Raw genomic sequence first — 25331 nt, forward strand, 5'->3', positions numbered from 1 at the left:
CCAAAGGTTAAGACAGGCTGTGAACCACCGGCTCGCTGCGCGGGCGAATTAAACCCGCGCGCGCTAACAGCCAGTACAGCAATTTAGCCACCGCCATGCAGGCGGCAAAAATAATGCAAAAGAACACCACGCGCGAACCGAAAGCATCCAGCCCTTCGCGCGCCAGCACGATCATATTGAAGACCGCACCGAAGCAAAAGCTCTGCAGAATCGCCCCGCTATAACGATTCGAAGCATCACGGCCTTGCAGATAGAGGTTATCGAATCCTTTCATCAGCCAGCCGACGGCAATCGCACCCAGCGGAATAAACCACACGCCGCCCATTACCAGCAACGAACCCAGCAGCGTCGGCGAAATCGCCAGCCCTGAATGGTTGTTCAGCACTTCCCAGGTAAAGTAATTGGCGCTGTTGAGCACAATCGATGGACGGCCAGGCCAGAGCCAGCTCGGGATAAAGACATAAAAGTCACGCCAGATCGGTGCTAAGCCCTGGAAATCAATTTTGTCGTAGTTCTGCAACAACAGCGCGAGGTTTTCCCAGGGGGAGAAGGTATCACGCGTTAAATACAGGAAGGTGTAAAACGCCTCGTCGCCCACCACATCGAGGTTATAGCGGCGCAGGGCCAGCCAGAACATACCCGCAATCGCCATCACACCTGCGCCCACCAGCATCCACAAGGTGATCCAGCCGCGCGTAATGCCAATAAACAGGAACAGGGCGAAGGCGATGATGATATTTGCGCGCGTCCCGCCCACCAGTGCATAGGTCAGTAAACCAAATGCCACCGACACCAGCAAAAACCCTAGCCACTGGCGCTGCGTCGGGTTGAGGAAATAACGAATCAGCATCGCCGGAATAAAGAAGTAGAAGAAGCGTTTGAGCGCTACGCCGGACACTTCGCTGGAGAAAATCTGGTTATACGCAGAGAGTCGGAACAACAGTAACCCGTTGTGCATGAAGAACACCGTGACCGTGCCAATCGCCACGAGCGCCAGTAACAGGCAGGTAAGATGGGTTTCGACTCGGTTCATCCGCAACCAGGGTTTGCGCGGTGCAGCGTTGATCGGCCTCAACCGCACTTTATAACTGACGTAATAAATCGCATAAAAACTGGTCGCGGCCAGCAACGCCTGTAACAGGTACTCCGGCGGTACCACTTCAACATTAAAGCGGAATACCAGCACACTGGTGAGGGGGAACCCGAAATAAAAGGTCAGTAAAAAAAGGATGGTGAAGAACAGATGGAAGTTAAAACGCACCCGTTTAAATTCCCGCCAGGTCAGCGTCAAAATGAAACCTAGCGAGAACAGATAAACCACCAGCAGGCCACTAAACTGCATCAGGCTCATGTTCTCTCCCTTTCACTCAGGCTCAACGCGTTACGCCAGCCAGCCAGATAACCAGGGGCGAAAAAGGCAATCGCGGATTTATCACACTGTGCCAGCTGCCGCTGAGCTTCAGCCACACTCGACGCATCCAGTGCATCTTCACTAAAAAGAACCGGCAACCCTTGTTCGCTGAGGTCGCGCCAGAACGGATTTTTGCGGTTCAGCACAAAGGGAATATTGGCCTGAATCAGCAAACATAACGTGCCAATGCCTTGCTGGCGCTCGAACATAAAATAGCCGAGCTGACAGTCGCTGAGCAATTGCAGATAGGTGTCAAAATCTATCTTGTCGCGCAATAAGGTTACCTGACCTTGGGGGAACAGGCGCTGCGCGTCCGTGTTGATCTCTTCTATGTACTCATGATTATTTTCCGGGTAGCCCAGCGGGACCAGTATTTTCACCCGATCGCCAAACTGCGCTCGAATCGCCTGCAAGCCTTCAATATGGTTGTTGCTGCGATCGCCTGAGTTACCCAACAGCACGGTGAAATCACCGCTCGTGCTACCGCCCGGCACTGCGGCATTGGGCATGCGTGTTGGGAAATAGAGCAGTGAAGTGGGCACACGCGGATGGCGTTGTTGAAAAAAGTGCAAATCCCCACGCGTTGCGAACACGTGAGCAATGCGACGCTGTGCCAGGCGGCGCAGCAGATAAAACAACTGATACTTCAGGCCACGCCCTTCTTCATACAAATCAGCGCCCCAGATATGCCAGAACGCCTGCTCACGCCGTAATTTACCGCTGAGCAAAGCCAGCCAGATTTGCGGATTGAATTGTCCATGAAAGAAGAAGCGTTGCGTACGATCAGCCGCACGGGACATTACCGCCTGTGCAAGTGCGCGCTTGCTGGGATAGCTTTCGATTTGCAGCGCGGTATAAGCTTGCAGCGCTTCAGGCGTTGAAGTCACCACCATAAACTGGCGCGGTCCAGCACCCGACAATTCGGTGCTCATCACCTCATCAAAGAAGCGCAACACCGTATGGTTATGATGTGGGATATCCGATCCCAGCACGTGAAATAAAGTCATTTTTTTCGGCAATAAATCATAAAGGCGCCACAGCAAAGGGCGAAGTAGAGCACGTAAGTCGCCATATAGGCTTGTGCGGCTCCGGCGGTTCCATGCAATGGAATCAGCCAATGTGAGAACGCGGTTAGCAGCACAAACTGGCTGATTTCCGTCAAAATATAAAAGCGCAGTGAAGCTTTAGCGATCACCAGATATCCGAAAACATAGGCGCCAACTTTAAAGACGTCACCGCATAACTGCCAGATAAACAGGTCCCGCATCGCGGTAAACTGCGGTGAAAACAGCAGCCAGATGGCAATGTCACGCAGTAACCACACGCAGAAACTCGCAGCCGCCACTGCCGGTAACACAAAACGCAGCGCACGCCCAATTTCACGCGCAATCTGCGGCTTACTTTCCAGTCGCGCCAGCGTCGGCAGTAACCAGACACTAAAAGTCGCCGTGATAAATTGCAGATAGGCATCGGAAATACTGGTCACACCCTGCCACAGGCCTACCTGCGCCCACCCCTGCTGTTCGGCCAGCAGATTACGCATCATCACCCACGCCACTGGCAGGGTCACGGAGGTGATAAGCGCCATCAGGGTGAATTTTGCCAGATTTCGCGCCAAATCCGGCTGCCAGCTCGGTGTTAACCAGCGCAGTGGCAGCACCTGACGATGACGGCGCAGTATCAGCAGTGCCGGGAACACCAACAGTGCAGGCACCAGCGCTAAACCCACCAACGCTCCGGCATATCCGCCCAGCCACCAGCACAACACATAACCCAGCACGCCCACCAGACTACCGATAATCAGCGCCTGCGCATTGCCGCGCGCATCGCGAAAACCCTTGAGCAAGGCCAGTGTCAAATTGGCCCAGGCAATGCCAAACTGCAGAAAAGCCACGATGCGCACCACGTTGGCATAGTCGTCGTGACCAAATAGCGCATGACTGATCGGCCCCGCTGCCAGCAAGAACACCAGCGCCACCAGCGTGGAGAAGCCAATCACCATGGTGGATGCCGTACCCGTCACGGCACGCAGTTGCTCAGGTTGCTGCTGAAATTGCGCGATGTAGGTGGTCACGCCGTTGAAAATGCCCGCGCCGGCCAATACACCTAATACGGTAATCATCTGGCGAAAGTTACCGGCCTGGCCAACCCCTTCTGGCCCAAAGCTGACCGCCAGCAGTTTCACCACCAGCAGTCCGGCAATGATTTTTACCAACGTCGATGAGGCCGTCCAGACTGAAGCTTTGGCTAACGACATCAGGCAAAGAAACTCAACAGCGAGCTGATAACGGTGCGCTGATTGTTATCCGACAGGTTATAAAACAGCGGCAGGCGCAGCAGGCGCTCACTCTCTTTGGTGGTGAAGCGGTCATCACCGTGGAAGCGACCAAAACGTTCACCGGCTGGCGAAGAGTGCAAGGGGATGTAGTGGAACACCGTGAGGATTTCCGCCTCTTTCATCCAGTTAATCAGTGCCTGACGGTCGTCGCTGTCGCGCAGTTTGATGTAAAACATGTGCGCATTGTGGCGGCAGTTTTCCGGCACCACCGGCAAGGCAATGCGTCCAGCGGCCGCCAGCAGTTGCAGCGCATCATAATAGCGCTGCCACAGGCGCAAACGCTGCTGGTTAATACGCTCAGCCGCTTCGAGTTGCGCCCACAGGTAGGCAGCCTGCAGATCCGCCATCAAATAGCTCGAACCGATATCGCGCCAGGTGTATTTATCCACCTGGCCACGGAAGAACTGGCTGCGGTTAGTGCCCTTTTCGCGGATAATTTCTGCACGCTCCACCAGCTTCGCGTCATTTATCAGCGTTGCTCCACCTTCACCGCCAGCGGTGTAGTTTTTGGTTTCATGGAAGCTAAAGCAACCAATATGACCAATCGTGCCGAGCGCACGCCCCTTGTACTGCGACATCACGCCCTGCGCCGCATCTTCAATCACAAATAATTGATGCTTCGCCGCCAGCGCCATAATGCTATCCATCTCGCAGGCGACGCCCGCGTAGTGCACCGGCACAATCGCACGGGTTTTCTCAGTGATCGCGGCTTTAATCAGCGTTTCATCGATATTCAGCGTATCGGGGCGCACATCGACGAACACGATCACAGCACCGCGCAGCACGAAGGCATTGGCGGTGGAAACAAAGGTGTAGCTCGGCATGATCACTTCATCGCCGGGCTGGATATCGATTAACAGTGCGGCCATTTCCAGCGAGGCGGTGCAGGAGGGGGTCAGCAGCACTTTTTTGCTGCCAAAATGCTGCTCCATCCACTGCTGACAGCGGCGGGTAAATCCACCGTCACCGCAGAGTTTGCCGCTGGCCATCGCCGACTGCATATATTCAAGTTCACTGCCGACGACTGGCGGCGCATTAAATGGGATCATGTAGCTGTCCTGTAAAACCAGTAGGCGGTGCTTTCAAGACGTGCACCGCTGCGTAAATAGAGGCGCATCGCCGTAAGATTGCTAAGCTGGGTCGCGACGCGCAGTCGTTCAAGTTGTCGCACGCGGCCCCAATCCGCTGCCGCCAACAGCAAGCGTTGACCAATGCCCTGCCCTTGCGCTGCGGGTAACACGGCGAGCAGGCCGATACGCGCATCACCGTTCACTTCACGCATCGAGACATAGCCTTGTAATTGGCCGGATTCGTCGCTGGCCACCAGGCATTGATGATCAAAGGTGCCGCGTACCGCGTTTTCAATCCACTGCGCATAGAAACGACCGCTGTCATCGGCGTTAAACCAGGGCGCACGAAAACGGCTTTGGCGAAAGGCATGCGATGCCGCCTCACGCAATGCCGGAATCTGTGCTTCACGCGCGATGCGCACGCCAACCTGGCGCTCGGTGCGTTTGATATTGATGGCCAGATCGGCCTCACCTTCCACCAGCTGAAAACCGTGCTGGCTTAAGGCATCAATGGCGTCGGTGCGCTCGGCGGGCACTTTGGCCTGCCACAACGTATCTGGCTGTTGCAGCGCGTCGGCAAGGGTGAAGTCGCCATCCAGGTCGATACGCGCACTGTTCACGCCAAAGAAATCGCTTTCCCACTCGAGGGGGTTAATACTGACGCGGACGGGCATGGAGAACATCCATCAGGTATTGGCCGTAGCCAGTTTTGGTCAACGCTTGCGCCGCCGCCAGCAACTGTTCGTCACTTAGCCAACCGTTGCGCCACGCAATCTCTTCCAGACAGGCAATTTTAAAGCCCTGACGTTTCTCCACGGTCTGCACAAACATACTCGCTTCAATCAGACTGTCGTGTGTACCGGTATCCAGCCAGGCAAAACCGCGTCCCAGCAACTCGACAGAGAGTTCACCCTGCTCAAGATACATCTGGTTAATCGCGGTGATTTCCAGCTCGCCCCGTGCAGAAGGCTGCACCTGTTTGGCAAACTCCACCACGCGATTGTCGTAGAAGTAGAGGCCGGTTACCGCCCAACGTGATTTGGGTTGCTGCGGCTTCTCCTCGATGGAAAGCGCATTGAAGTCGTCATCAAATTCCACCACACCAAACCGCTCGGGATCCATCACCTGATAGGCAAACACCGTCGCACCGCTACTGCGCGCAGCCACTTTTTTCAGTTTCGGACTGAAGCCCTGGCCAAAATAGAGGTTGTCGCCCAGCACCAGACAGCAGCTGTCATTGCCAATGAAGGACTCACCAATGATAAACGCCTGCGCCAAACCATCAGGGCTGGGTTGCTCAGCATACTCTAGCTGCAGGCCGAACTCGCTGCCATCACCGAGCAAACGCTCGAAGTGCGCGCGATCTTCCGGCGTGGTGATAATCAGGACCTCGCGGATCCCCGCCAGCATCAGCACCGACAGTGGATAGTAGATCATCGGTTTGTCGTAAACCGGCAGTAGCTGCTTTGAGATAGCGCGAGTAATAGGGTGCAAACGCGTACCCGAACCGCCCGCCAGGATGATACCTTTCATCGTTGCTGCTCCTGTATTGCGCCTCAGCGCGGCGTGGATAAACCCAACCGCTCGCCACGATAGCTACCGTTGAGAATCGCCTGCCACCACTGTGGGTTTGCCAAATACCACTGCACGGTTTTGCGAATGCCACTTTCGAAGGTTTCCTGCGGCGTCCAGCCTAACTCACGCGCAATTTTGCTGGCGTCGATGGCGTAACGCAGATCGTGACCGGGACGATCGGTGACAAAAGTGATCAGATCTCGATAGCGCGTCAGATGCGTGGCGCGCTGCTGCGGTGCCAGTTCGTCCAGCAGATCGCACAGGGTTTCCACCACCTCAATATTACGGCGTTCGTTGTGACCACCAATATTATAGGTTTCACCCACTTTGCCGCTGCTCACCACACTGTAGAGTGCTCGCGCATGATCCTCTACATACAGCCAATCGCGAATCTGGCTGCCGTTGCCATACACCGGCAAAGGCTTACCCGCCAACGCATTGATGATAGTCAGTGGAATCAATTTTTCAGGAAAGTGATAAGGGCCATAATTGTTCGAACAGTTGGTGACGATGATCGGCAAGCCGTAAGTGCGTAACCAGGCGCGAACCAAATGATCGCTGCTGGCTTTCGTCGCTGAATAAGGGCTGCTGGGCGCATACGGCGTGGTTTCGGTAAAGAAATCATCGCTGCCATGCAAATCGCCAAACACTTCGTCAGTGGAAATGTGATGGAAGATAAAGCCTTTTTTACGCTCATCCGCCATACCATTCCAGTAATGGCGAGCGGCTTCCAGTAACTGATAGGTGCCCACGATATTGGTTTCGATGAAGGCAATCGGGCCATCAATCGAGCGATCCACATGGCTTTCTGCGGCCAGATGCATAATGCAATCCGGTTGATATTGGGCAATGACACGGTCCAGTTCGGCTCGGTCGCAAATATCCACCTGCTCAAAGGCATAGCGCGCATCATTCTGTATTGAAGCCAGAGAGGCTAAATTGCCTGCGTAGCTGAGTTTATCCACCACCACCACCTGATGGTCGGTTTGCTCAATCAGAAATCGCACCAGTGCGGACCCAATAAAGCCTGCGCCACCTGTCACCAGGAACTGTTTCATCGCCAGACACCTTTGGTATCGATAATCCACTGCTGCGTGATCTCGCTGGCATCGATAGCGCGGAACTGCGCGTGATCAACCAGCATCACGATGATATCTGCTTGCTGCAATGCATCCTGGGTGGAAACCAGAGCCGCTTCATGGGCCAGTTGCGCAGGGATTTCTGCCACATGCGGTTCAACCACCAGCGTGCTGCCGCTGTGCCACTCGGTAATCAGGTGCGCCACTGTCATTGCCGGGCTCTCGCGCAAATCATCAATGTTCGGTTTAAACGCCAGGCCGAAGCAGGCAATCGTCACCTCAGAAGCACGTTTGCCGCTGGCAGTCAGGCAATCCGCCAACTGCTGTTTGACCTGATCTAACACCCACGTCGGTTTCGCATCATTCACTTCACGCGCGGTACGAATCAGACGCGCCAGTTCCGGATTTTGCGCCACGATAAACCAGGGATCGACAGCGATACAGTGGCCACCAACACCTGGTCCGGGCTGCAGAATGTTGACGCGTGGATGGCGGTTCGCCAGCGCAATCAACTCCCACACGTTGATCTTCTGTTCCGCACAAATCAGCGATAGCTCATTGGCAAACGCAATATTCACATCGCGGAAGCTGTTCTCAGTGAGTTTGCACATCTCGGCAGTACGCGCGTTGGTTTCCACACATTCGCCGCGCAGGAAGATGCGATACAGTTCGCTGGCCCGTGCTGAGCACGCAGGCGTCATGCCGCCAATCACACGGTCATTTTCCAGTAGCTCTACCATCACTTTACCGGGCAGCACGCGCTCCGGGCAGTAAGCGATAAACACGTCACAGTTATCACCGTGCTGCGGGAAACGCAGGTCAGGACGTGCCTCCGCCAGCCAGGCGGCCATCTGTTCGGTCGCGCCAACCGGTGAAGTCGATTCGAGGATCACCAAGTCGCCCGTTTTCAGCACCGGTGCAATCGACAACGCGGCTGCCTGTACATAGCTCAGGTCCGGCTGATGATCGCCGATAAACGGCGTAGGTACGGCGATTAAGAAGGCATCCGCAGCTTCGGCTTGCGTGGTAGCTCGCAGAAAACCTGCCTGCACGGCTTCACGCACCACGTCACCTAACTCCGGCTCGACAATGTGAATGTCGCCGCGATTAATGGTCTCGACCGCGCGGACATTGATATCCACGCCGATCACTTTTTTTCCCTTTGAGGCAAAAACGGCCGCCGTTGGCAGCCCAATGTAGCCCAGTCCGATAACGGAAATGGTTTCAAAACGCATAATTATACTCTGTGTTGTTTCAGTGCCTGCAGGATGCGCGAGCAGGCTTGTCCATCGCCATACGGATTGTGCGCGCGACTCATCCTCTGCCAGGCTTCCTCGTCCTGCAGCAGCAGGCTAACTTCCTCGACAATCCGATCAATATCGGTACCGACCAGTTTTACTGTGCCCGCATTCACCGCTTCCGGACGCTCAGTCGTATCACGCATGACCAAAACCGGTTTGCCCAATGATGGCGCTTCTTCCTGAATACCACCGGAATCGGTGAGGATCAGCCAGGAACGGTTCATCAGCCAGACAAACGGCAAATACTCCTGTGGCTCAATCAAAATGATATTGTCGATCCCACTCAGGATACGATTTACTGGCTCACTGACGTTGGGATTGAGGTGCACCGGATAGACGATTTGCGCCTGCGGATGCTGACGTGCAATCTGCGCCAGCGCGCTGCAAATGCGTTCGAAACCGCCGCCAAAGCTTTCACGGCGATGGCCGGTGACCAGAATCAGTTTTTTATCCGCATCAAGGAACGGATAACGTGCTGCAAGACGTGCATTCAGATCGCCATCATCCAGCACCCGATCGCGCACCCATAGCAGCGCATCAATCACCGTATTGCCGGTAACAACGATACAGTCATCCGGCAAATTTTCACGCAGCAGATTCTGCCGCGAACTCTCGGTTGGGGTGAAATGGTAGCTCGCCAGATGACCGGTTAAGGTGCGGTTAGCCTCTTCCGGCCAGGGCGACATCAGGTTGCCGGTGCGCAATCCTGCTTCGACGTGCCCCACCGGAATCTGATGATAAAAAGCGGCTAAGCTAGCAGCAAAAGTGGTGGTGGTATCACCGTGCACCAGCACCACATCGGGCTGAAAATCGGCGAGCACCGTTTTCATCCCCTGCAAAATGCGGCTGGTGATCTCCGTCAGCCCCTGTTCCGGGCGCATGATATTGAGATCGTAATCGGGCTGCAGCTTGAACAGCCGCAGCACCTGATCGAGCATTTCACGATGCTGCGCGGTCACGCACAAGCGCGATTCAAACGCCGGGTCCTGCGCCAGTGCCTGCACCAGCGGGGCCATTTTTATCGCCTCAGGACGCGTGCCAAATACGGTCAGAACTTTCACGTGGCTTCTCTTAATGGCTCGTTGGTGACGTCGGACGAGGACGGCGCACCAGCGCCACACCTGCACCCACCAGCGCGCCAATGACGCCCCACATGATCATCATAAACATTCGGCGCGGACTGTCGCGCGACACCGGCTCTTCAGGCGTACGCAGATAGCGGTAAGTCTGGAAGGGCTTATCCAACTGCGCACCTGCCTGCAACGTGCCCAGCATCGCTCTGTTTTGATCATAGCTCAAATCGTAAGCGGGCCCGCTGGCCTGCAATGTATCGAGCTGAGCCTGCAGCATTTGCTGCCCGAGCAGGAAGCGATCGCTGTCAGGCAGCGCTTCGCTAATGGCCGGTGCACGGTTTTCTTTGATGCCTTGCTGACTAGCGACCTTTAAGGCCTGTTCAATACGTTGACGCTGGCGATCAAACACCGCCTGTGCCACTTCCTGCTGACGAGTGACCTGCGCTTGCAGTTGCGCGCTGCGCGCCTGCCATGCCCCCTTCAATTCCGCATTCAAATGGCGCGCCGCGCGTTCGCTGGCATAGGCGATATATTGGCGCAGCAGGTTATTCGCGTCACCGGCGGTTTCAGCAATCAGCTTAATGTTATCCAGCGTGTTATGCGCCGCATCCGCTGGTGTGAACTGGATATTGGTAATCAAATCATCCAGCAGTGCGGCATCGTTATGCGCGTTGCCACTTTTGCGGCTTTTGAAGTAATCGGTCTGCTGCCAGAAATCACGCCGCGTGTCCCAGGAAGCCAACTGCATAGTGAACTCCTGATAGACCTCATCCATCACCGTTGGGGCGGGCGTGTTGAGATTGAGCGTGTTGTTACGCACATCGAGATTATTGAGGAATTGCTGCTGCACGAAGAAGTCACCCAGCATGTTAACCGTTGGACGATCGGTAACGGCGGTAGTGCTCCATGCTTGTTTCATCAGCATCGAGGCGAGCCATGCCAATAAGGCGAACAGCAGCGCAAAGCCGATAATCCAGCGCTTGCCGCGCCACAGCGTGCAGCCAAGGCCGCGCACATCCAGTTCGTTCTCCACAACGACAGAGGTCATAACAAAAGTCCTTATCGGGGTACTGATCGGGGTAATTTATTTTTTATCTTCGCCACTGCTTTGCCAGCGGCGTTTAATACGACGGATTTTGCGCGCCACACGCCAGGCGTGTTTCAGGCAATAGCCGTAAAGGAAAAAGGCCATCAGGAACAGCACCAGCATCACCCACTCGGGGATGAAGGCAAGGTATTCGCCCAGCACACCAATACCGGCCAACAGCGCTGCAGCCACGGTAATCAGCACAAAGGCCTGACGCGAAGTGAAACCGGCACGCATGATCAAATGGTGAATGTGCTGGCGGTCAGCTGAAAACGGACTCATCCCCTTACGCAGGCGGCGATACATAATCGCCACCATGTCCATCAGCGGAATGGCGATCAGCCACAGTGCCGTGACCGGCGTAATCGGATGGCTCAGACCCTGGGTGGTTTCCAGCAGGATCCAGATAATGGTGAAGCCAATCATGGTGCTGCCGGCGTCGCCCATAAACACTTTGTAGCGGCGACCAATCAGACCCAGATTGAGCAAAATATAGGGGATGGTGGCGGCGATCATGGCGAAACACCACATCGCAAGACTGGTTTGCCCGTCGAAAAAGAGGATGATGCCCATGGCGGCAAAGGTCACGCTGGCCAGCCCACCCAGTAAGCCATCAATGCCATCCACCATGTTAAAGGCGTTAATGGCCGCCCAAACGGCGAACAGTGTAAGTACGTAGCCAAATGGCCCAACAACCAATTCCACCGGACCAATGATAAATCCGAGGCTCAGCAGATACAGTTTTGAGCCGACCATCATCACGATGGCCACCGCCGCTTGTACTAATGCGCGGATTTTAACGCTGATATCGAACCGATCGTCCAGTGCACCCACCAGCACCAGCACCCCTGCGCAACTTAAATAGAGTGCCGCATGGGGTAAATAATAATCTGAAATAGCGAAAGCAAAGCAAATCCCCGCATAAACGGAGATCCCACCCACTAACGGAATGGCGCCATGGTGTCGTTTTCTTGAATTAGGTGTGTCTACCAGCCCAATTTTTTTAGCGGCTTTACGGGCAAAAAATAGGAACACTAAAGTAAACAGAAAAACAAAACCCAGCTCAGTACTCATAGTGAGTAAATTCACGTTAACGCTCTCAGCTAAAATCATCGACAACAATAAGCAAGATTCTTGCCATTGCCGTATATCCTTTGTCCGAATTCTGCCTGCGAAAAGTCTGATTGCTGAAAAAACCAGCACTTTTCTGGCACAATCATCATATTGCTTCCTGACTGGGCTAATCCTAATGCCCATAAATGAAAAACGCCACGTTAAGACGTGGCGTTAGCAATAAATCCTGGCAAATTGTGCGAAAGAATCGCTTCGCTTAGCGATTCAATTTCGCCAACTTACGAACGCTTCATCATATCGAAGAATTCGTCGTTGGTTTTGGTCATCGCCAGCTTATTGATGAGGAACTCCATCGCATCAATTTCACCCATTGGATGGATGATTTTGCGCAGGATCCACATTTTCTGCAGCTCTTCCTGCGTGGTGAGGAGTTCTTCTTTACGGGTACCGGAGCGGTTGTAATCAATCGCTGGGAAGACACGTTTTTCAGCAATTTTACGCGACAGGTGCAGTTCCATGTTACCTGTACCTTTAAATTCTTCGTAAATCACTTCATCCATCTTCGAACCGGTATCAACCAGCGCGGTGGCGATGATGGTCAGGCTGCCGCCCTCTTCCACGTTACGTGCTGCACCGAAGAAACGCTTCGGACGATGCAGGGCGTTGGCGTCCACACCACCGGTCAACACTTTACCGGAAGCCGGCACCACGGTGTTGTAAGCACGCGCCAGACGGGTGATGGAGTCAAGCAGGATAATCACGTCTTTCTTGTGCTCGACCAGGCGCTTAGCCTTCTCGATCACCATCTCAGCGACCTGAACGTGGCGTGAAGCCGGTTCGTCGAAGGTGGATGCGATGACTTCGCCTTTCACCAGACGCTGCATCTCGGTCACTTCTTCCGGACGCTCGTCAATCAGCAGCACCATCAGCACGCAATCCGGATAGTTGTACGCAATGCTCTGTGCGATGTTCTGCAGCAGCATGGTTTTACCGGCTTTCGGTGGCGCCACGATCAGACCACGCTGACCGCGACCGATCGGCGATGCCAGATCCAGTACGCGAGCGGTCAAATCTTCGGTTGAGCCATTACCGCGCTCCATACGCAGACGATTGTTTGCGTGCAGTGGCGTGAGGTTTTCGAACAGAATCTTATTACGCGCGTTTTCCGGCTTGTCGTAGTTAACTTCGTTAACTTTCAACAGCGCAAAGTAACGTTCACCCTCTTTTGGCGGGCGAATTTTACCAGAAATGGTGTCACCAGTGCGGAGGTTGAAGCGGCGGATTTGGCTGGGAGAAACGTAGATATCATCGGGACCGGCGAGGTAGGAGCTGTCTCCAGAGCGGAGGAAACCAAATCCGTCCTGCAATATCTCCAGCACACCATCACCAAAGATGTCTTCGCCACTTTTCGCATGCTGTTTAAGGATAGAGAAAATAATATCCTGTTTACGCATACGCGCCTGGTTTTCCAGACCCATATTTTCGCCGAGGGTAATCAGCTCAGAAACCGGCGTGTTCTTTAATTCGGTAAGATTCATAGTGAGGGTTCTTAAACTCGGGGTAATTCTCGAAATGATTGTCGTGGGTGGTATGGCAAAAATTCCATGCCGTTAATGGCTCTTTTTCAACTCTGCTCGACGATTATCGTCTGATGTGGCGATAGGAAACGAAGAGATGGTCGAAAGGTGATGCCGAATGTGCTAGTCATCAGATTGCCAAACCACGATAACGTTCAATGCGAGCAGGGTCTGACAAGGGAAAACTTTAGATGCAAACTACAAGGTAAGTGCGTAATGCAGTGAGGTCAACTTAACACGCCTGAAGGGAGACGTCCAGCAGTGGCGAAAAAATTCACCACTGCGGAACAACACCGCGCCGGGCTTAGGCCAGGTTAGCGTTCAGGAACTCTTTCAGCTGGCCTTTAGACAAGGCGCCTACTTTGGTCGCAGCCACTTCACCGTTCTTGAACAGCAGCAGTGTCGGGATACCACGAATGCCATATTTAGGCGCAGTGCCCGGGTTGTCATCAATGTTCAACTTGGCGATGGTAAGCTTACCGTCGTACTCTTCTGCGACTTCGTCGAGAATTGGGGCGATCATTTTGCAAGGACCACACCATTCAGCCCAGAAATCTACCAGAGTGACACCGTCGGCTTTCAGCACGTCAGTGTCGAAACTGTCATCGGTCAAGTGAACGATTTTATCGCTGCTCATGTTTAACTCCAAAGATTGTGCCTGGCGAATTGGCGTAAAATATACCAACGTAGGTTGACTTTATTTCATCGGATACGCTTTCGTAAAGCGCTAGTAAGCTGATATTCTACCACACTATGAGCAAAACACACTTAACTGAACAGAAGTTTTCCGACTTCGCCCTGCACCCACAGGTGGTTGAAGCCCTTGATACCAAAGGCTTTTCTAACTGCACGCCTATTCAGGCGTTGGCACTGCCTTTTGCGCTTTCAGGGCGTGATGTTGCGGGTCAGGCGCAAACCGGTACCGGCAAAACGATGGCGTTCCTGACGTCAACGTTTCATCATCTTCTTTCTCATCCAGCCGCTGAAGGCCGCCAGATTAATCAGCCACGTGCGCTGATCATGGCCCCGACGCGTGAACTTGCTGTGCAGATCCATGCCGATGCAGAGCCACTGTCGAAACTCACGGGTCTGAAACTGGGTCTGGCTTATGGCGGTGACGGCTACGACAAACAGCTAAAAGTGTTGGCCGATGGCGTCGATATCCTGGTGGGCACCACCGGTCGCCTCATCGACTATGCGAAACAAAATCACATCAACCTCGGCGCCATTCAGGTCGTGGTTCTGGATGAAGCCGATCGCATGTTCGATCTTGGCTTTATTAAAGATATCCGTTGGTTGTTCCGCCGCATGCCGCCGGCCACCCAGCGTCTGAGCATGTTGTTCTCGGCGACCCTCTCTTACCGCGTACGTGAACTGGCGTTCGAACATATGAACAACGCTGAATACGTGGAAGTGGAACCGGAGCAGAAAACCGGCCACCGCATCAAAGAAGAACTTTTCTACCCTTCGAATGAAGAGAAGATGCGTCTGCTGCAAACCTTGATCGAAGAAGAGTGGCCCGACCGCGCCATCATCTTCGCCAACACCAAACACCGCTGTGAAGATATCTGGGGCCATCTGGCCGCGGACGGTCACCGTGTAGGTCTGCTGACGGGCGATGTGGCACAGAAAAAACGTCTGCGTATTCTGGATGACTTCACCAAAGGTGATGTGGATATTCTGGTCGCGACTGACGTTGCGGCGCGAGGTCTGCACATTCCTGCAGTGACCCACGTGTTCAACTACGATCTGCCTGACGACCGTGAAGACTACGTGCATCGCATCGGTCGTACCGGCCGCGCGGGTGCCAGCGGACACTCCATCAGCCTGGCGTGCGAAGAGTACGCACTGAACCTGCCAGCGATTGAAGAGTACATTGGTCACGGTATTCCGGTGAGTAAGTACAGCAGTGAAGCACTGATGAGTGAGCTGCCTCCGCCGAAACGTCTGCAGCGCAGCCGTTCTGGCAACGGCCCACGCCGTGGCGGGAACAACAGCAACCGTCGTAGCGGTGCGCCGCGCAATAACAACCGTAAACGTTCGAGTTAAGCACACCATGCTGAGCGCATCGTCACTTTATGCTGCGATTGATTTAGGCTCTAACAGCTTTCATATGTTGGTGGTGCGCGAAGTGTCCGGCAGTATTCAGACCATTGCGCGTATAAAGCGTAAGGTACGTCTGGCTGCCGGTCTGGACAAAGCCAATCACCTCTCCGCCGAGGCGATGCAGCGTGGCTGGCAATGTCTGAAACTCTTCTCTGAACAGCTGCAAGATATTCCCCCCGAGCAAATCCGTGTGGTCGCCACGGCTACGCTGCGTATTGCTGAAAATGCCCAGGACTTCCTGACTCACGCCGAAGAAATTCTTGGCTGCCCGGTGAATGTCATCAGCGGCGAGGAAGAAGCACGCCTGATTTATCAAGGTGTTGCCCACACTACCGGAGGCTCCGATCAGCGCCTGGTGGTGGATATCGGCGGCGGCAGCACCGAGCTGGTCACCGGCGAGGGTTCGCACGCGACCACGTTGTTTAGTTTGTCGATGGGCTGCGTCACCTGGCTGGAACGCTACTTTGGCGATCGTCACCTGGCGAAAGAGAATTTCGAGCAGGCTGAATTAGCGGCCCGTGACATGATTCGTCCGGTCGCGGCGGCACTGCGCGAAAAAGGCTGGCAGATCTGCGTCGGTGCTTCTGGCACCGTGCAGGCACTGCAGGAAATTATGGTTGCGCAGGGCATGGATGAACGCATCACCCTGAGCAAGCTGCAGCAGCTAAAACAGCGTGCGATCCAGTGCGGCAAGCTGGAAGAGCTGGAAATCGAAGGATTGACACTCGAGCGCGCGCTGGTATTTCCGAGCGGCCTGTCGATTCTGATCGCTATCTTCCATGAACTAAGCATCGACAGCATGACGCTGGCCGGTGGCGCACTGCGTGAGGGGTTGGTGTACGGCATGCTGCATCTGCCGATTGACCGCGACATTCGTAGCCGCACGTTGCAAAACGTCCAGCGCCGCTTCTCTATCGATGTGGAGCAGGCAAGCCGCGTGCGTCAGCTGGCTGAAAGCTTTTTCCGCCAGGTGAGCACTGTCTGGAAGCTGGATAACCGATGTCGCGATCTGCTGCTGAGCGCCTGTTCAATTCACGAAATAGGCCTGAGCGTCGATTTCCGCCAGGCACCCCAGCACGCCGCTTACCTGATTCGCCATCTCGATCTTCCTGGTTTTACGCCCGCACAGAAAAAAATGCTCGCCTGCCTGCTGCAAAATCAAAGTGGCAGTATCGATCTCGCTTTACTGACGCAGCAGAACGCTGTGCCACCGCGTATGGCGGAACGCTTAAGCCGTTTACTGCGTCTGGCGATTATTTTCTCCAGCCGTCGTCGCGATGACACGCTGCCCGCAGTGCGTTTACAGGCGGATGATGATGCGCTGCACCTGACACTCCCTGCTGGCTGGCTGGATGCGCATCCGCTGCGTGCCGAGTTGCTGGAACAAGAGAGTCATTACCAGTCTTATGTGCACTGGTTGCTGACTATCTCTTAATTAAACCTGCTGCGCTTGCTGATGCTGCGTTGAAAAGCTCCCGTCAAATGCTCATTGACGGCATGTGAACTCCGCTTTGCCGGGAACTTTTCGTCTTGCCTCCGCTACGCTCGCAACGGTTCTCGCTACAGGCCTGGCCTGAACGAACGGCGGGGGATTTACCCCTTCTTCGCATTCTCCAGCATCGCACGTAAACCCGCGACGCGCGTCTGCCCGGTTTTCACCCGCTCCTCGGCGCTGACCACTTTTTTCTCGCGTTCCCACACCACATCATCCTGCGGCAGCTCCATCAGGAAGCGGCTCGGTTCCGGACGCACCAGTTCGCCATACTGACGGCGTTCACGGCACAGGGTAAAGGTCAGCTCTTTTTGCGCGCGGGTAATCCCCACATAGGCCAGGCGGCGTTCCTCTTCGATGTTGTTCTCATCAATGCTGCTCTGATGCGGTAACAACCCCTCTTCCATACCGACCAGATAAACATACGGGAACTCCAACCCTTTGGAGGCGTGCAAGGTCATCAGCTGCACCTGATCGCTCTCATCATCGCTCTCGCCGCGTTCCATCATGTCGCGCAGCGTAAAGCGCGTCACCACCTGCGCCAACGTCATCGGCTCATTCAGCTCATCGCCCTCCAGCATCTCCGTCATCCACTGGAACAGCGTATTGACGTTTTTCATGCGCATCTCAGCGGCTTTGGGGCTGGGCGAGGTCTCAAACAACCAGCTTTCATAATCGACACCGCGAATCAGATCGCGTACCGCATTCACTGGCTCGCGCTCCGTCAGCTGGATAATCTCATTCAGCCATTGGGTAAAGCGCTGCAGATGCTCCAGACCGCGCCCGCTCAGCGTCTGTTCCAGCCCCATATCGAAGCTGGCATTGAACAGACTTTTGTTGCGCAAGTTGGCCCATTCACCCAGCTTCTGCAACGTGGCAGGCCCAATCTCACGGCGCGGCGTGTTAACGATACGCAGGAAAGCACTGTCGTCTTCCTGATTGGTCAGTACGCGCAGATAAGCCAGCAAATCTTTGATTTCCGGCCGTGAGAAGAACGAGGTGCCGCCAGAGATGCGATAAGGAATACGGTTCTGCATCAGCTGCTTTTCAAAAACGCGCGACTGGTGGTTGCCGCGATAGAGAATCGCATAATCTTTGTAGGCGGTTTTATTAACGAAGTGATGGGCAATCAACTCACCGGCGACCCTTTCGGCCTCATGATCTTCATTGTTGGCACTCAGCACCTTCAGCTCGCTGCCCTCACCCAGCTCGGAGAACAGGCGCTTCTCAAACACATGCGGATTATTGGCAATCAGGATGTTAGCTGACTTCAGAATGCGCTGGGTTGAGCGATAGTTCTGCTCCAGCTTCACCACTTCCAGCGCCGGGAAATCCTCTTTCAGCAGCACCAGGTTTTGCGGTCGCGCACCACGCCAGGAGTAAATTGACTGGTCATCATCACCGACCACGGTGAAACGCGCCCGCGCGCCCACCAGCAGTTTCACCAACTCATACTGGCTGGTGTTGGTATCCTGATACTCATCCACTAATAAATAGCGAATACGCTGCTGCCAGCGCTCACGCACTTCCTGATTGCGTTGCAGCAACAGCGTCGGCAGCGCAATCAAATCGTCGAAATCCAGTACGTTGCAGGATTTCAGATGCTGGTCATACAGTTGATAGCAGTGGGCAAAAATCTGGTCGCGCTGGGATTTGGCCAGGCCAGCCGCACCCTGCGGATCGACCAGATCATTCTTCCAGTTGGAAATGGTGGAGATCAGTTGCTGCAACAGCGTTTTGTCTTCCTCCAGCCACTGTTTAGTGAGGTCTTTCAACAGCGCCAGCTGATCTTGATCGTCGAACAGCGAGAAGCTCGCTTTCATTCCTAACGCTTTGTATTCACGTTTGATTATCTCCAGCCCCAACGTATGGAAGGTGGAGATCATCAGGCCGCGCGCCTCTTTACGTCCAAGCGTTTGTGCGACACGCTCTTTCATCTCGCGCGAGGCTTTATTGGTGAAGGTGACGGCCGCGATATGGCGCGCCTGATAGCCACACTCGCGGATCAGATGGGCGATTTTATTGGTGATGACGCGGGTCTTACCCGAGCCTGCACCGGCCAGCACCAGGCAGGGACCGGTGACAAATTCGACAGCACGTTGTTGGCCGGGGTTTAAACGCATAACGGAATATCACTCGACTAATGAAAAGGAGATCCCCTGACGATTTCGCATGGCAGGAATATGGACAGGTGAGCGACTCCCGGAAACTGACTCAATCAGTCACCGTATCAAGCATACGCAGCCAACGCACCTGCAATTTGAAGTAGGACGGGGATATAATGCGCCGAACATTATACATACATACAGAGACACCAACATGGCGAAAACCGCGGCAGCTTTGCACATCCTCGTCAAGGATGAAGCGCAGGCCAAATCCCTGCTGGCCCAGCTGGAAAAGGGCGCAAACTTCCAGCAGCTGGCAAAAAAACACTCCACCTGTCCATCGGGACGTAACGGCGGCGATCTGGGTGAATTCCGTAAAGGCCAGATGGTGCCCGCCTTTGATAAGGCGGTGTTCTCCTGCCCGCTATTGCAACCTTACGGGCCGGTGAAAACCGCCTTTGGTTATCACATCATCAAAGTGCTGTGGCGCAACTGATCACTTTTTACTTTTCATCTGCTGCAACACGTTGCTGCACTGGTTGGCATCTGTATCACTGGGTGAAATCAGTGCCAGCAGTGCGGCGGCCGGCGCCACCACTGCGCCCAGCGCCACCGCAGCAGCGCCACGTGCGATCAGCGGCCCGGCTTTCACTCCCGCATCCGGATTTTTGAAGGTGCCACGCACATACAGTGGCGATCGCAAGGTGATGATACGAATGCCTTTGCTCTCTGGATTAATGGATAAGTCCATCCTTTCATTGGCAAAGTTAACGTTGCCGGTGACATTAATCACCGCATTCTCCGTATCCAGCACAAACACTTTCGGCGTGGCAAGACCCTGACGGATATTGAGATCGGTGGCGGCACAGTTGATGCGCACCTCATCATCGCCAAACAGTTTGCCGACCACATAATTACCGACATTCAGGCCGGCAATTTCCATCAGACTACGGCTGATCAATCCGTCATTCATCAGCAGTTTCAGCTCGCCGTTGCTGGTCCCCAGAATATCCGCCACCGAGTTGCCGGTACCGCTCAGGCTGGCATCGCCGTTTAACTGACCCAGGCTACGCTGCATCGCCGTGACATTCGGGAACAGCTGACGCAGTTGCAGCTTACGCGCATGCAAATCCGCGCGACCGCGCATCGGGCTTTTATCCCCTTCCAGATGAATGGTGGAGTTGATACTACCGCCCGCCATGCCGAAGCGCAGCGGATCGAGCAGCAGGTCACCGTTTTTCAACTGCAGATGGGTATAAAGGTCGCTAAGCGGCAGCTTGCTGCTGTGTTCGATGCGTTTTCCGCTGAATTTCACATCCGCATCCATCACGTCCCAGCTTTTGGTATCAAACTTGTCATGTGGCAGCACGCGATCGGCCGGTTGAGTCGAAGCGTCACCACGCTGGGCTTTAGCCTGCTGGGTTTTCTCACTGCCCTTGCCCGAATTTACGCCAATCAGCGGGCCTAAATCCGCCATGCGCAACTGGTTCGAGGTTAATTCTCCGGTCAACGTTGGACGCGGTTTCACCTGGTGATAAGCCAGCGAGCCGTGAATATCGCTATCGCCAATATGCCCATTGAAGTTTTCGTAACGGAACAGCGGCCCTTTCTCTTCATTGAAGCGCGCGATCAAATGGCCGTCAGTTTCGTACGGCGGCGTATCAGGCAGCAGCACGCCGGTTAAACCGTACAGATTCGCCAGCGTATCGCCAGCAAAGCGCAGACGCACATCCAGCCCGCCGAGATTTAAAGGATCCTGCAACGTCCCGTCAACGCGCACGCGCGTGGTGCCGTTGCGCACATCCACCTGCAGTGGGAACGGTGTGGTTTTGCTGCGCAACGAGAGCATGCCGCCGATCTTGCCGTCGCCAGTCAATTTCTGATCGTTGTATGTCCCCTCCGCCTGCCAGCCAAAGACAAAATCGCCCGCGCCTTTCTGCTGGTCGTTACCGCCCGCTACCTGCGCGTAAGGCACCGGTTTGCCCAGTGGATTAAGGGTGACGGTCACATCGGCTTTATTGATGGCATCGCGATAACGAATCTGGCCTTTATCGAACAGGATATTATCGAGGCGGAAAGACCAGGCAGAAGGCGGCGCATTAGCATCGCTGTTCTCGCTGCTGGCTAAGTTGAAGGTCCAGTTATTCTTTTTATCCGCAGTCTGCACCAGCCGCGCATCGGGCAGCTGCATTTTAATCCACGGCAAATAAACCTGTTTATGCAGGAGCGCCAGCGGCGCAAGCGTGGCTTCAACGCGCTGCAAATGCACCATGGTGACATCGGGAATATTCGGCGGATTGCCCAGCATAATGTCATCGGCATGCACCTGCGGCCACGGCACCCAACTGCGCCAACCGGGTTCTTCGCGATTGCGCACCCAGGCAACACCCAGATCACCCCGAATGGCGAAAGGCCGGTTTAACTCAGTGGAGATTTTTTGGTTGATGGTTGGCTTCAGGCGGTTCCAGTCAAACGTGGCGATAATCACCACCACCACCACAACCAACAACAATAAAATCCCGAAAACCCAACTCAGGACTTTTCCCGTACGTGACATTCTGCTTCCTCCTTGCCCTCAACGTCTCACATAACTGTAGTCGAGACGTTGCGGATCGGGATCAGGGAAGCTCGAGCGCCAGGGATTCCAGCGTGCTGAAGGGAACAGGCCGCGAGAAGAAATAGCCTTGTGCCGCCATTGCAGGTGAATTGCGTACCTGCTGCCACTCCTCTTCGGTCTCCACGCCTTCAACAATAACGCCGTTGCAATAGCGATTGATCAACGCCAGCAGCATGGAGAACAGCGAGCGGCCTTCATCGGTAGAGCGCAGCAGCATGAACAGCTCGCGCGACAGTTTAATGTAGTCATAGCGCAGCTCAGTCAGCGCAGAGAAGTTTGCCATGCCTGATCCAAAGTCATCGAGCCACAGCGGGCCCAGTTCAGGCATCTTCGCCACCATCTCTTCCTGCGGCAATGCATGGTGCTCCGTGAGTTCAAATCGCACCCAGGGGAGTTGCGTAATCAACTGGCGGATATCGTCATGCTGTTCAATGGCTAACAGCGTCGGACCATCAATATTCACCGAGGCCACCAGCTGACGCTGACTGAAAAAGTGTGACCACTGTAATAACAGCTCAAGCTGTTCCTCGACGACATCAAGGCGCTGCGCGATAGTCAGCGCATCAAAATAGGTTTCGGGCGACAACCTTTTCTCTGGTGCGGATGGGTGTGTCACCGCAGTCAGTAATTCAATAGCCAGTAAACGGCCGGAGACCTGGTAAATCGGCTGGAAAGTATAGAATCGTTGGCACTGCTGCCAGAAGAAACGCGTTTCCTGTTGTTGCTCCAGTTCAATTGAAATAGGCAGCCGATGACTTAACTTGTTCATCACCATGGTTTTTTCCTGGTAGGTGGTGGGTGCCTGCAAATTGTTTCTCAGCGGCAAGTATCGGCGAGTAACACGATAACTTTATTGGTCTCAGCCACCTCACGAGCAGTTGAGTGTATCAGCGCGTTTCAGGCTTAATCGGCAAAACAAGCGGCGCTTTGTCCGTTAAATCGCCGTGGAAAGTGGGTGCAGCCACCTTAAGTTAAATTAAAACATCGTTTTAAAAACCATTGACAGCTGCCATACCAGACGCGAGACTCGAGGGCAGAATTCACTACAGGCCGAAGACCATGACGCAGAAGAACATTGCCATCATTGGCGAATGCATGATTGAGCTGTCCGAAAAAGGTGAGAACATCAAACGTGGCTTTGGCGGCGACACGCTAAACACGGCGGTTTATCTGGCACGCCAGTCAGATAGCCAGCAGTTGCGGGTGGACTATGTCACCGCGCTGGGCACCGACAGTTTCAGTGACCAGATGATCGCTGCCTGGCAGCAGGAGCAGGTGCACACCCAGCTCATTCAGCGTCTCGACAATAAAATGCCGGGCCTCTATTTCATTGAAACCGACGAACACGGCGAGCGCACCTTCTGGTATTGGCGCAATGATGCCGCTGCGCGCTTCTGGCTGGATGGCCCAGAGTCTGACGCGATTTGCGCCCAGTTGGCCCACTACGATTACCTCTATCTCAGCGGTATAAGCCTGGCGATTCTGCCGGCCACCAGCCGAGAGAAACTGATGGCACTGCTCAGCGCCTGTCGCCAAAACGGTGGCAAGGTCATTTTCGATAACAATTACCGTCCACGTCTGTGGGCAGACAAATCCAGCGCGCAACAGGCTTATGCCGAGATGCTGCATCACACCGATATCGCCTTCCTGACGCTGGATGATGAGCACCTGCTGTGGGGTGAACAGCCGCTGGACGCAGTGATTGCACGCACGCGCGAAGCCGGTGTGCAGGAAATTGCCATCAAACGCGGTGCCGATTCCTGTTTAGTAGCGATAGGCGATGAGCCGTTGCGTGAAGTGCCCGCCATCAAGTTGGCAAAAGAGAAGGTGATCGACACCACGGCCGCAGGCGACTCCTTCAGCGCCGGTTATCTGGCCGTACGTTTAGCCGGAGGGAGGGCAGAAGATGCGGCCGCGCGCGGTCATCTCACCGCCAGCACGGTGATCCAGCATCGTGGAGCCATTATCCCTTTAAGCGCTATGCCGCAGTAACCCCCTTTCAGCATTTCCCAGCGGCGCTATTTCAGGCACGACGCCTGGCGCCGCTGGATATCCGTTGGCACGATGCATGGCGCCAATCGTTCACTTTGCCGCTGTTGATTTGATAATCACGACTTACACAATGCACAGGATAATTTGCCTTAAATCCCGAGATTACACTGTGAATTTTAACTAACCTCGCCAGCGATCCACCTTTGGCTCATATCCGCCGACGCCAGTTTAGAAACCCTTACCATATCAATTTAAATTCAATAGATTACGGACAGAAATCGGGCCGCCAGGCATAGTCCGAAACTGCAGAAATGGTGGGTTTTCGGCTGGACGCCAGCGCGAAAACAGACCATGTTTTAATCAACAACAGCAGGACGCTGTTAATCCGGCCGCGAACAAAATAATGACAACACGACTCGCTCAGGACTGATTTATGCACACAGAAATCATTAATATCTGGCCACACGGTGATGCGCCAGGCGCGAGTGATTCGCGCGCTCAACCGCAAATCGTCGATCTCGCCAAAGAGTACGAACCCTATGACCGCGCCGCGACCGGCGTGCTTTGCCCTGAAATGGCAATCTGGCACCCGGAAACCTCCAACGGCATTACGCTGCTGGTGGCGCCCGGCGGCGGCTATCAGCGAGTGCTGATTGACCGTGAAGGCAGTGCCCTCGCCACGTTCTTCACATCGATGGGGTATACGCTGGCAGTGATGACTTATCGCCTGCCCTACGATGGCCATCACGAAGGTCCCGATGCCCCACTGGCCGATGCACAACGTGCGGTGCGCGTGTTGCGCGATCGTGCGCAGCGCGGCATGAACGGCAAATACATTGTGATGATGGGCTTCTCAGCGGGTGGGCACGTGGCTGCCAGCCTGGGGACGCGCTTTGGTGAGAAAATTTATCCAGTGCAGGATCAGGCCGACAGCTTCTCGCCACGTCCAGATGCCATGGTGCTACTCTATCCGGTGATCAGCATGCGCGACGGTCTGGCACACGAAAGCTCGCGCACTCGCCTGCTCGGCGCATGGCCGGATCAGAGGTTGATTGATGCGTATTCCATGGAAACGCGCGTACATGCGCAGACACCGCCCACGCTGCTGATTCACGCTAGCGATGATGACGCGGTTTCGGTGAACAACAGCATGGTGTTTTTCAGCGCCCTGCGTGAACACAAGGTGCCGGTGGAAATTCACTTTTATCAGAAAGGCGGCCATGGATTTGGCATTCGCGGCGTCGCGGATCTGCCCCTCGCCAGTTGGCCGATGCTGGTCACCGAATGGCTCCGCGCTAAGACATAATCCCCTTCATAATTTGAACCGCAGCGGCGCTGGCTGCACGCAGTCACCCCAGTCACTGGCTGAAGTCAGTGACTGGCGATGAACATACTTGCCGCCTTACTGCAGCTCAAATGATTTCAGGGATAATT

21 protein-coding genes are annotated in these 25331 nt (G+C 54.7%); 5 read left to right on the forward strand and 16 right to left on the reverse strand.

Annotation, left to right across the window (positions count from 1 at the left end; all coding sequences use genetic code 11):
- Window positions 1–7: 7 nt before the first annotated feature.
- The 13 genes from wzyE to trxA form a co-directional block, all read right to left on the reverse strand.
- Window positions 8–1351, reverse strand: a complete 1344-nt coding sequence (wzyE, locus tag F3J37_RS09920) for an ECA oligosaccharide polymerase (protein WP_166933225.1) — start codon at window positions 1349–1351, stop codon at window positions 8–10.
- Window positions 1348–2418, reverse strand: a complete 1071-nt coding sequence (gene wecF / locus F3J37_RS09925) for a TDP-N-acetylfucosamine:lipid II N-acetylfucosaminyltransferase (protein ID WP_166933226.1) — start codon at window positions 2416–2418, stop codon at window positions 1348–1350. Before wecF ends, wzyE begins: the two co-directional genes overlap by 4 nt.
- Window positions 2415–3668: a lipid III flippase WzxE gene (wzxE, locus tag F3J37_RS09930; protein WP_166933228.1), complete on the reverse strand. Its 1254-nt coding sequence runs from the start codon at window positions 3666–3668 to the stop codon at window positions 2415–2417. Before wzxE ends, wecF begins: the two co-directional genes overlap by 4 nt.
- A complete protein-coding gene (gene rffA, locus F3J37_RS09935; RefSeq protein ID WP_166933230.1) occupies window positions 3668–4798 on the reverse strand; it encodes a dTDP-4-amino-4,6-dideoxygalactose transaminase in 1131 nt (376 codons plus the stop codon). The genes wzxE and rffA overlap by 1 nt, the downstream gene beginning before the upstream one ends.
- Window positions 4795–5493, reverse strand: a complete 699-nt coding sequence (rffC, locus tag F3J37_RS09940) for a dTDP-4-amino-4,6-dideoxy-D-galactose acyltransferase (protein WP_034827844.1) — start codon at window positions 5491–5493, stop codon at window positions 4795–4797. The genes rffA and rffC overlap by 4 nt, the downstream gene beginning before the upstream one ends.
- Window positions 5471–6352 (reverse strand): glucose-1-phosphate thymidylyltransferase RfbA, encoded by an 882-nt coding sequence (rfbA, locus tag F3J37_RS09945; RefSeq protein WP_097118511.1) that lies wholly within the window; start codon window positions 6350–6352, stop codon window positions 5471–5473. Before rfbA ends, rffC begins: the two co-directional genes overlap by 23 nt.
- Window positions 6353–6375: 23 nt before the next feature.
- Window positions 6376–7452, reverse strand: a complete 1077-nt coding sequence (rffG, locus tag F3J37_RS09950) for a dTDP-glucose 4,6-dehydratase (RefSeq protein WP_166933232.1) — start codon at window positions 7450–7452, stop codon at window positions 6376–6378.
- Window positions 7449–8708: a UDP-N-acetyl-D-mannosamine dehydrogenase gene (wecC, locus tag F3J37_RS09955; RefSeq protein ID WP_166933233.1), complete on the reverse strand. Its 1260-nt coding sequence runs from the start codon at window positions 8706–8708 to the stop codon at window positions 7449–7451. Before wecC ends, rffG begins: the two co-directional genes overlap by 4 nt.
- Window positions 8709–8710: 2 nt before the next feature.
- Entirely contained in the window at window positions 8711–9835 is a 1125-nt protein-coding gene (gene wecB, locus F3J37_RS09960; protein ID WP_166933235.1) for a non-hydrolyzing UDP-N-acetylglucosamine 2-epimerase, read from the reverse strand.
- Window positions 9836–9845: 10 nt separating this feature from the next.
- Complete coding sequence (gene wzzE, locus F3J37_RS09965) at window positions 9846–10895, reverse strand: ECA polysaccharide chain length modulation protein (protein ID WP_166933236.1); 1050 nt, start codon at window positions 10893–10895, stop codon at window positions 9846–9848.
- A 36-nt stretch (window positions 10896–10931) separates the two neighbouring features.
- Window positions 10932–12008, reverse strand: coding sequence for a UDP-N-acetylglucosamine--undecaprenyl-phosphate N-acetylglucosaminephosphotransferase (wecA, locus tag F3J37_RS09970; RefSeq protein ID WP_034827962.1), 1077 nt, complete (start codon window positions 12006–12008; stop codon window positions 10932–10934).
- A gap of 278 nt (window positions 12009–12286) precedes the next feature.
- The gene (gene rho / locus F3J37_RS09975) at window positions 12287–13546 is read right to left on the reverse strand and encodes a transcription termination factor Rho (protein ID WP_034827837.1); all 1260 of its coding nucleotides are present in this window, start codon (window positions 13544–13546) and stop codon (window positions 12287–12289) included.
- Window positions 13547–13889: 343 nt separating this feature from the next.
- Window positions 13890–14222 carry a thioredoxin TrxA gene (trxA, locus tag F3J37_RS09980; RefSeq protein ID WP_003851963.1) on the reverse strand — a complete coding sequence of 111 codons (333 nt, stop codon included), beginning with the start codon at window positions 14220–14222 and terminating at the stop codon, window positions 13890–13892.
- A 116-nt stretch (window positions 14223–14338) separates the two neighbouring features.
- Between trxA and rhlB the strand changes: the two genes are divergently transcribed.
- Both rhlB and gppA read left to right on the forward strand, forming a co-directional pair.
- Window positions 14339–15634: an ATP-dependent RNA helicase RhlB gene (gene rhlB, locus F3J37_RS09985; protein WP_166933238.1), complete on the forward strand. Its 1296-nt coding sequence runs from the start codon at window positions 14339–14341 to the stop codon at window positions 15632–15634.
- A 7-nt stretch (window positions 15635–15641) separates the two neighbouring features.
- On the forward strand, window positions 15642–17126 hold the full coding sequence (gene gppA / locus F3J37_RS09990) for a guanosine-5'-triphosphate,3'-diphosphate diphosphatase (RefSeq protein ID WP_097118507.1): 1485 nt from the start codon (window positions 15642–15644) through the stop codon (window positions 17124–17126).
- Window positions 17127–17284: 158 nt separating this feature from the next.
- Here gppA and rep read toward each other — a convergent pair whose 3' ends face one another.
- Window positions 17285–19306, reverse strand: a complete 2022-nt coding sequence (rep, locus tag F3J37_RS09995; RefSeq protein ID WP_166933239.1) for a DNA helicase Rep — start codon at window positions 19304–19306, stop codon at window positions 17285–17287.
- A 196-nt stretch (window positions 19307–19502) separates the two neighbouring features.
- On the opposite strand from rep, the gene ppiC reads away from it, so the two are divergent.
- On the forward strand, window positions 19503–19784 hold the full coding sequence (ppiC, locus tag F3J37_RS10000; protein WP_034827827.1) for a peptidylprolyl isomerase PpiC: 282 nt from the start codon (window positions 19503–19505) through the stop codon (window positions 19782–19784).
- Here ppiC and F3J37_RS10005 read toward each other — a convergent pair whose 3' ends face one another.
- A complete protein-coding gene (locus F3J37_RS10005) occupies window positions 19785–21845 on the reverse strand; it encodes an AsmA family protein (RefSeq protein ID WP_166933241.1) in 2061 nt (686 codons plus the stop codon).
- Window positions 21846–21906: 61 nt separating this feature from the next.
- On the reverse strand, window positions 21907–22680 hold the full coding sequence (pdeH, locus tag F3J37_RS10010; RefSeq protein ID WP_166933242.1) for a cyclic-guanylate-specific phosphodiesterase: 774 nt from the start codon (window positions 22678–22680) through the stop codon (window positions 21907–21909).
- Between the two features lie 284 nt (window positions 22681–22964).
- On the opposite strand from pdeH, the gene kdgK reads away from it, so the two are divergent.
- Window positions 22965–23897: a 2-dehydro-3-deoxygluconokinase gene (gene kdgK, locus F3J37_RS10015; protein WP_166933244.1), complete on the forward strand. Its 933-nt coding sequence runs from the start codon at window positions 22965–22967 to the stop codon at window positions 23895–23897.
- 433 nt (window positions 23898–24330) lie between these two features.
- On the forward strand, window positions 24331–25203 hold the full coding sequence (locus F3J37_RS10020; protein WP_166933245.1) for an alpha/beta hydrolase: 873 nt from the start codon (window positions 24331–24333) through the stop codon (window positions 25201–25203).
- Window positions 25204–25331: the final 128 nt, after the last annotated feature.

Origin of the sequence: Candidatus Pantoea communis (assembly GCF_011752685.1) — a bacterium.
Lineage (GTDB): Bacteria > Pseudomonadota > Gammaproteobacteria > Enterobacterales > Enterobacteriaceae > Pantoea > Pantoea communis.

What these genes read in the sequence shown, in the direction of transcription:
- kdgK (WP_166933244.1), top strand. Translation starts at nt 22,965, where the DNA reads ATGACGCAGAAGAACATTGCCATCATTGGCGAATGCATGATTGAGCTG.
- rffC (WP_034827844.1), bottom strand. Translation starts at nt 5,493, where the DNA reads ATGCCCGTCCGCGTCAGTATTAACCCCCTCGAGTGGGAAAGCGATTTC.
- rep (WP_166933239.1), bottom strand. Translation starts at nt 19,306, where the DNA reads ATGCGTTTAAACCCCGGCCAACAACGTGCTGTCGAATTTGTCACCGGT.
- wzyE (WP_166933225.1), bottom strand. Translation starts at nt 1,351, where the DNA reads ATGAGCCTGATGCAGTTTAGTGGCCTGCTGGTGGTTTATCTGTTCTCG.
- rho (WP_034827837.1), bottom strand. Translation starts at nt 13,546, where the DNA reads ATGAATCTTACCGAATTAAAGAACACGCCGGTTTCTGAGCTGATTACC.
- wecF (WP_166933226.1), bottom strand. Translation starts at nt 2,418, where the DNA reads ATGACTTTATTTCACGTGCTGGGATCGGATATCCCACATCATAACCAT.
- wecA (WP_034827962.1), bottom strand. Translation starts at nt 12,008, where the DNA reads ATGAGTACTGAGCTGGGTTTTGTTTTTCTGTTTACTTTAGTGTTCCTA.
- trxA (WP_003851963.1), bottom strand. Translation starts at nt 14,222, where the DNA reads ATGAGCAGCGATAAAATCGTTCACTTGACCGATGACAGTTTCGACACT.
- pdeH (WP_166933242.1), bottom strand. Translation starts at nt 22,680, where the DNA reads ATGGTGATGAACAAGTTAAGTCATCGGCTGCCTATTTCAATTGAACTG.
- wzzE (WP_166933236.1), bottom strand. Translation starts at nt 10,895, where the DNA reads ATGACCTCTGTCGTTGTGGAGAACGAACTGGATGTGCGCGGCCTTGGC.
- rffA (WP_166933230.1), bottom strand. Translation starts at nt 4,798, where the DNA reads ATGATCCCATTTAATGCGCCGCCAGTCGTCGGCAGTGAACTTGAATAT.
- gppA (WP_097118507.1), top strand. Translation starts at nt 15,642, where the DNA reads ATGCTGAGCGCATCGTCACTTTATGCTGCGATTGATTTAGGCTCTAAC.
- rhlB (WP_166933238.1), top strand. Translation starts at nt 14,339, where the DNA reads ATGAGCAAAACACACTTAACTGAACAGAAGTTTTCCGACTTCGCCCTG.
- rffG (WP_166933232.1), bottom strand. Translation starts at nt 7,452, where the DNA reads ATGAAACAGTTCCTGGTGACAGGTGGCGCAGGCTTTATTGGGTCCGCA.
- F3J37_RS10005 (WP_166933241.1), bottom strand. Translation starts at nt 21,845, where the DNA reads ATGTCACGTACGGGAAAAGTCCTGAGTTGGGTTTTCGGGATTTTATTG.
- rfbA (WP_097118511.1), bottom strand. Translation starts at nt 6,352, where the DNA reads ATGAAAGGTATCATCCTGGCGGGCGGTTCGGGTACGCGTTTGCACCCT.
- wecC (WP_166933233.1), bottom strand. Translation starts at nt 8,708, where the DNA reads ATGCGTTTTGAAACCATTTCCGTTATCGGACTGGGCTACATTGGGCTG.
- F3J37_RS10020 (WP_166933245.1), top strand. Translation starts at nt 24,331, where the DNA reads ATGCACACAGAAATCATTAATATCTGGCCACACGGTGATGCGCCAGGC.
- wzxE (WP_166933228.1), bottom strand. Translation starts at nt 3,668, where the DNA reads ATGTCGTTAGCCAAAGCTTCAGTCTGGACGGCCTCATCGACGTTGGTA.
- ppiC (WP_034827827.1), top strand. Translation starts at nt 19,503, where the DNA reads ATGGCGAAAACCGCGGCAGCTTTGCACATCCTCGTCAAGGATGAAGCG.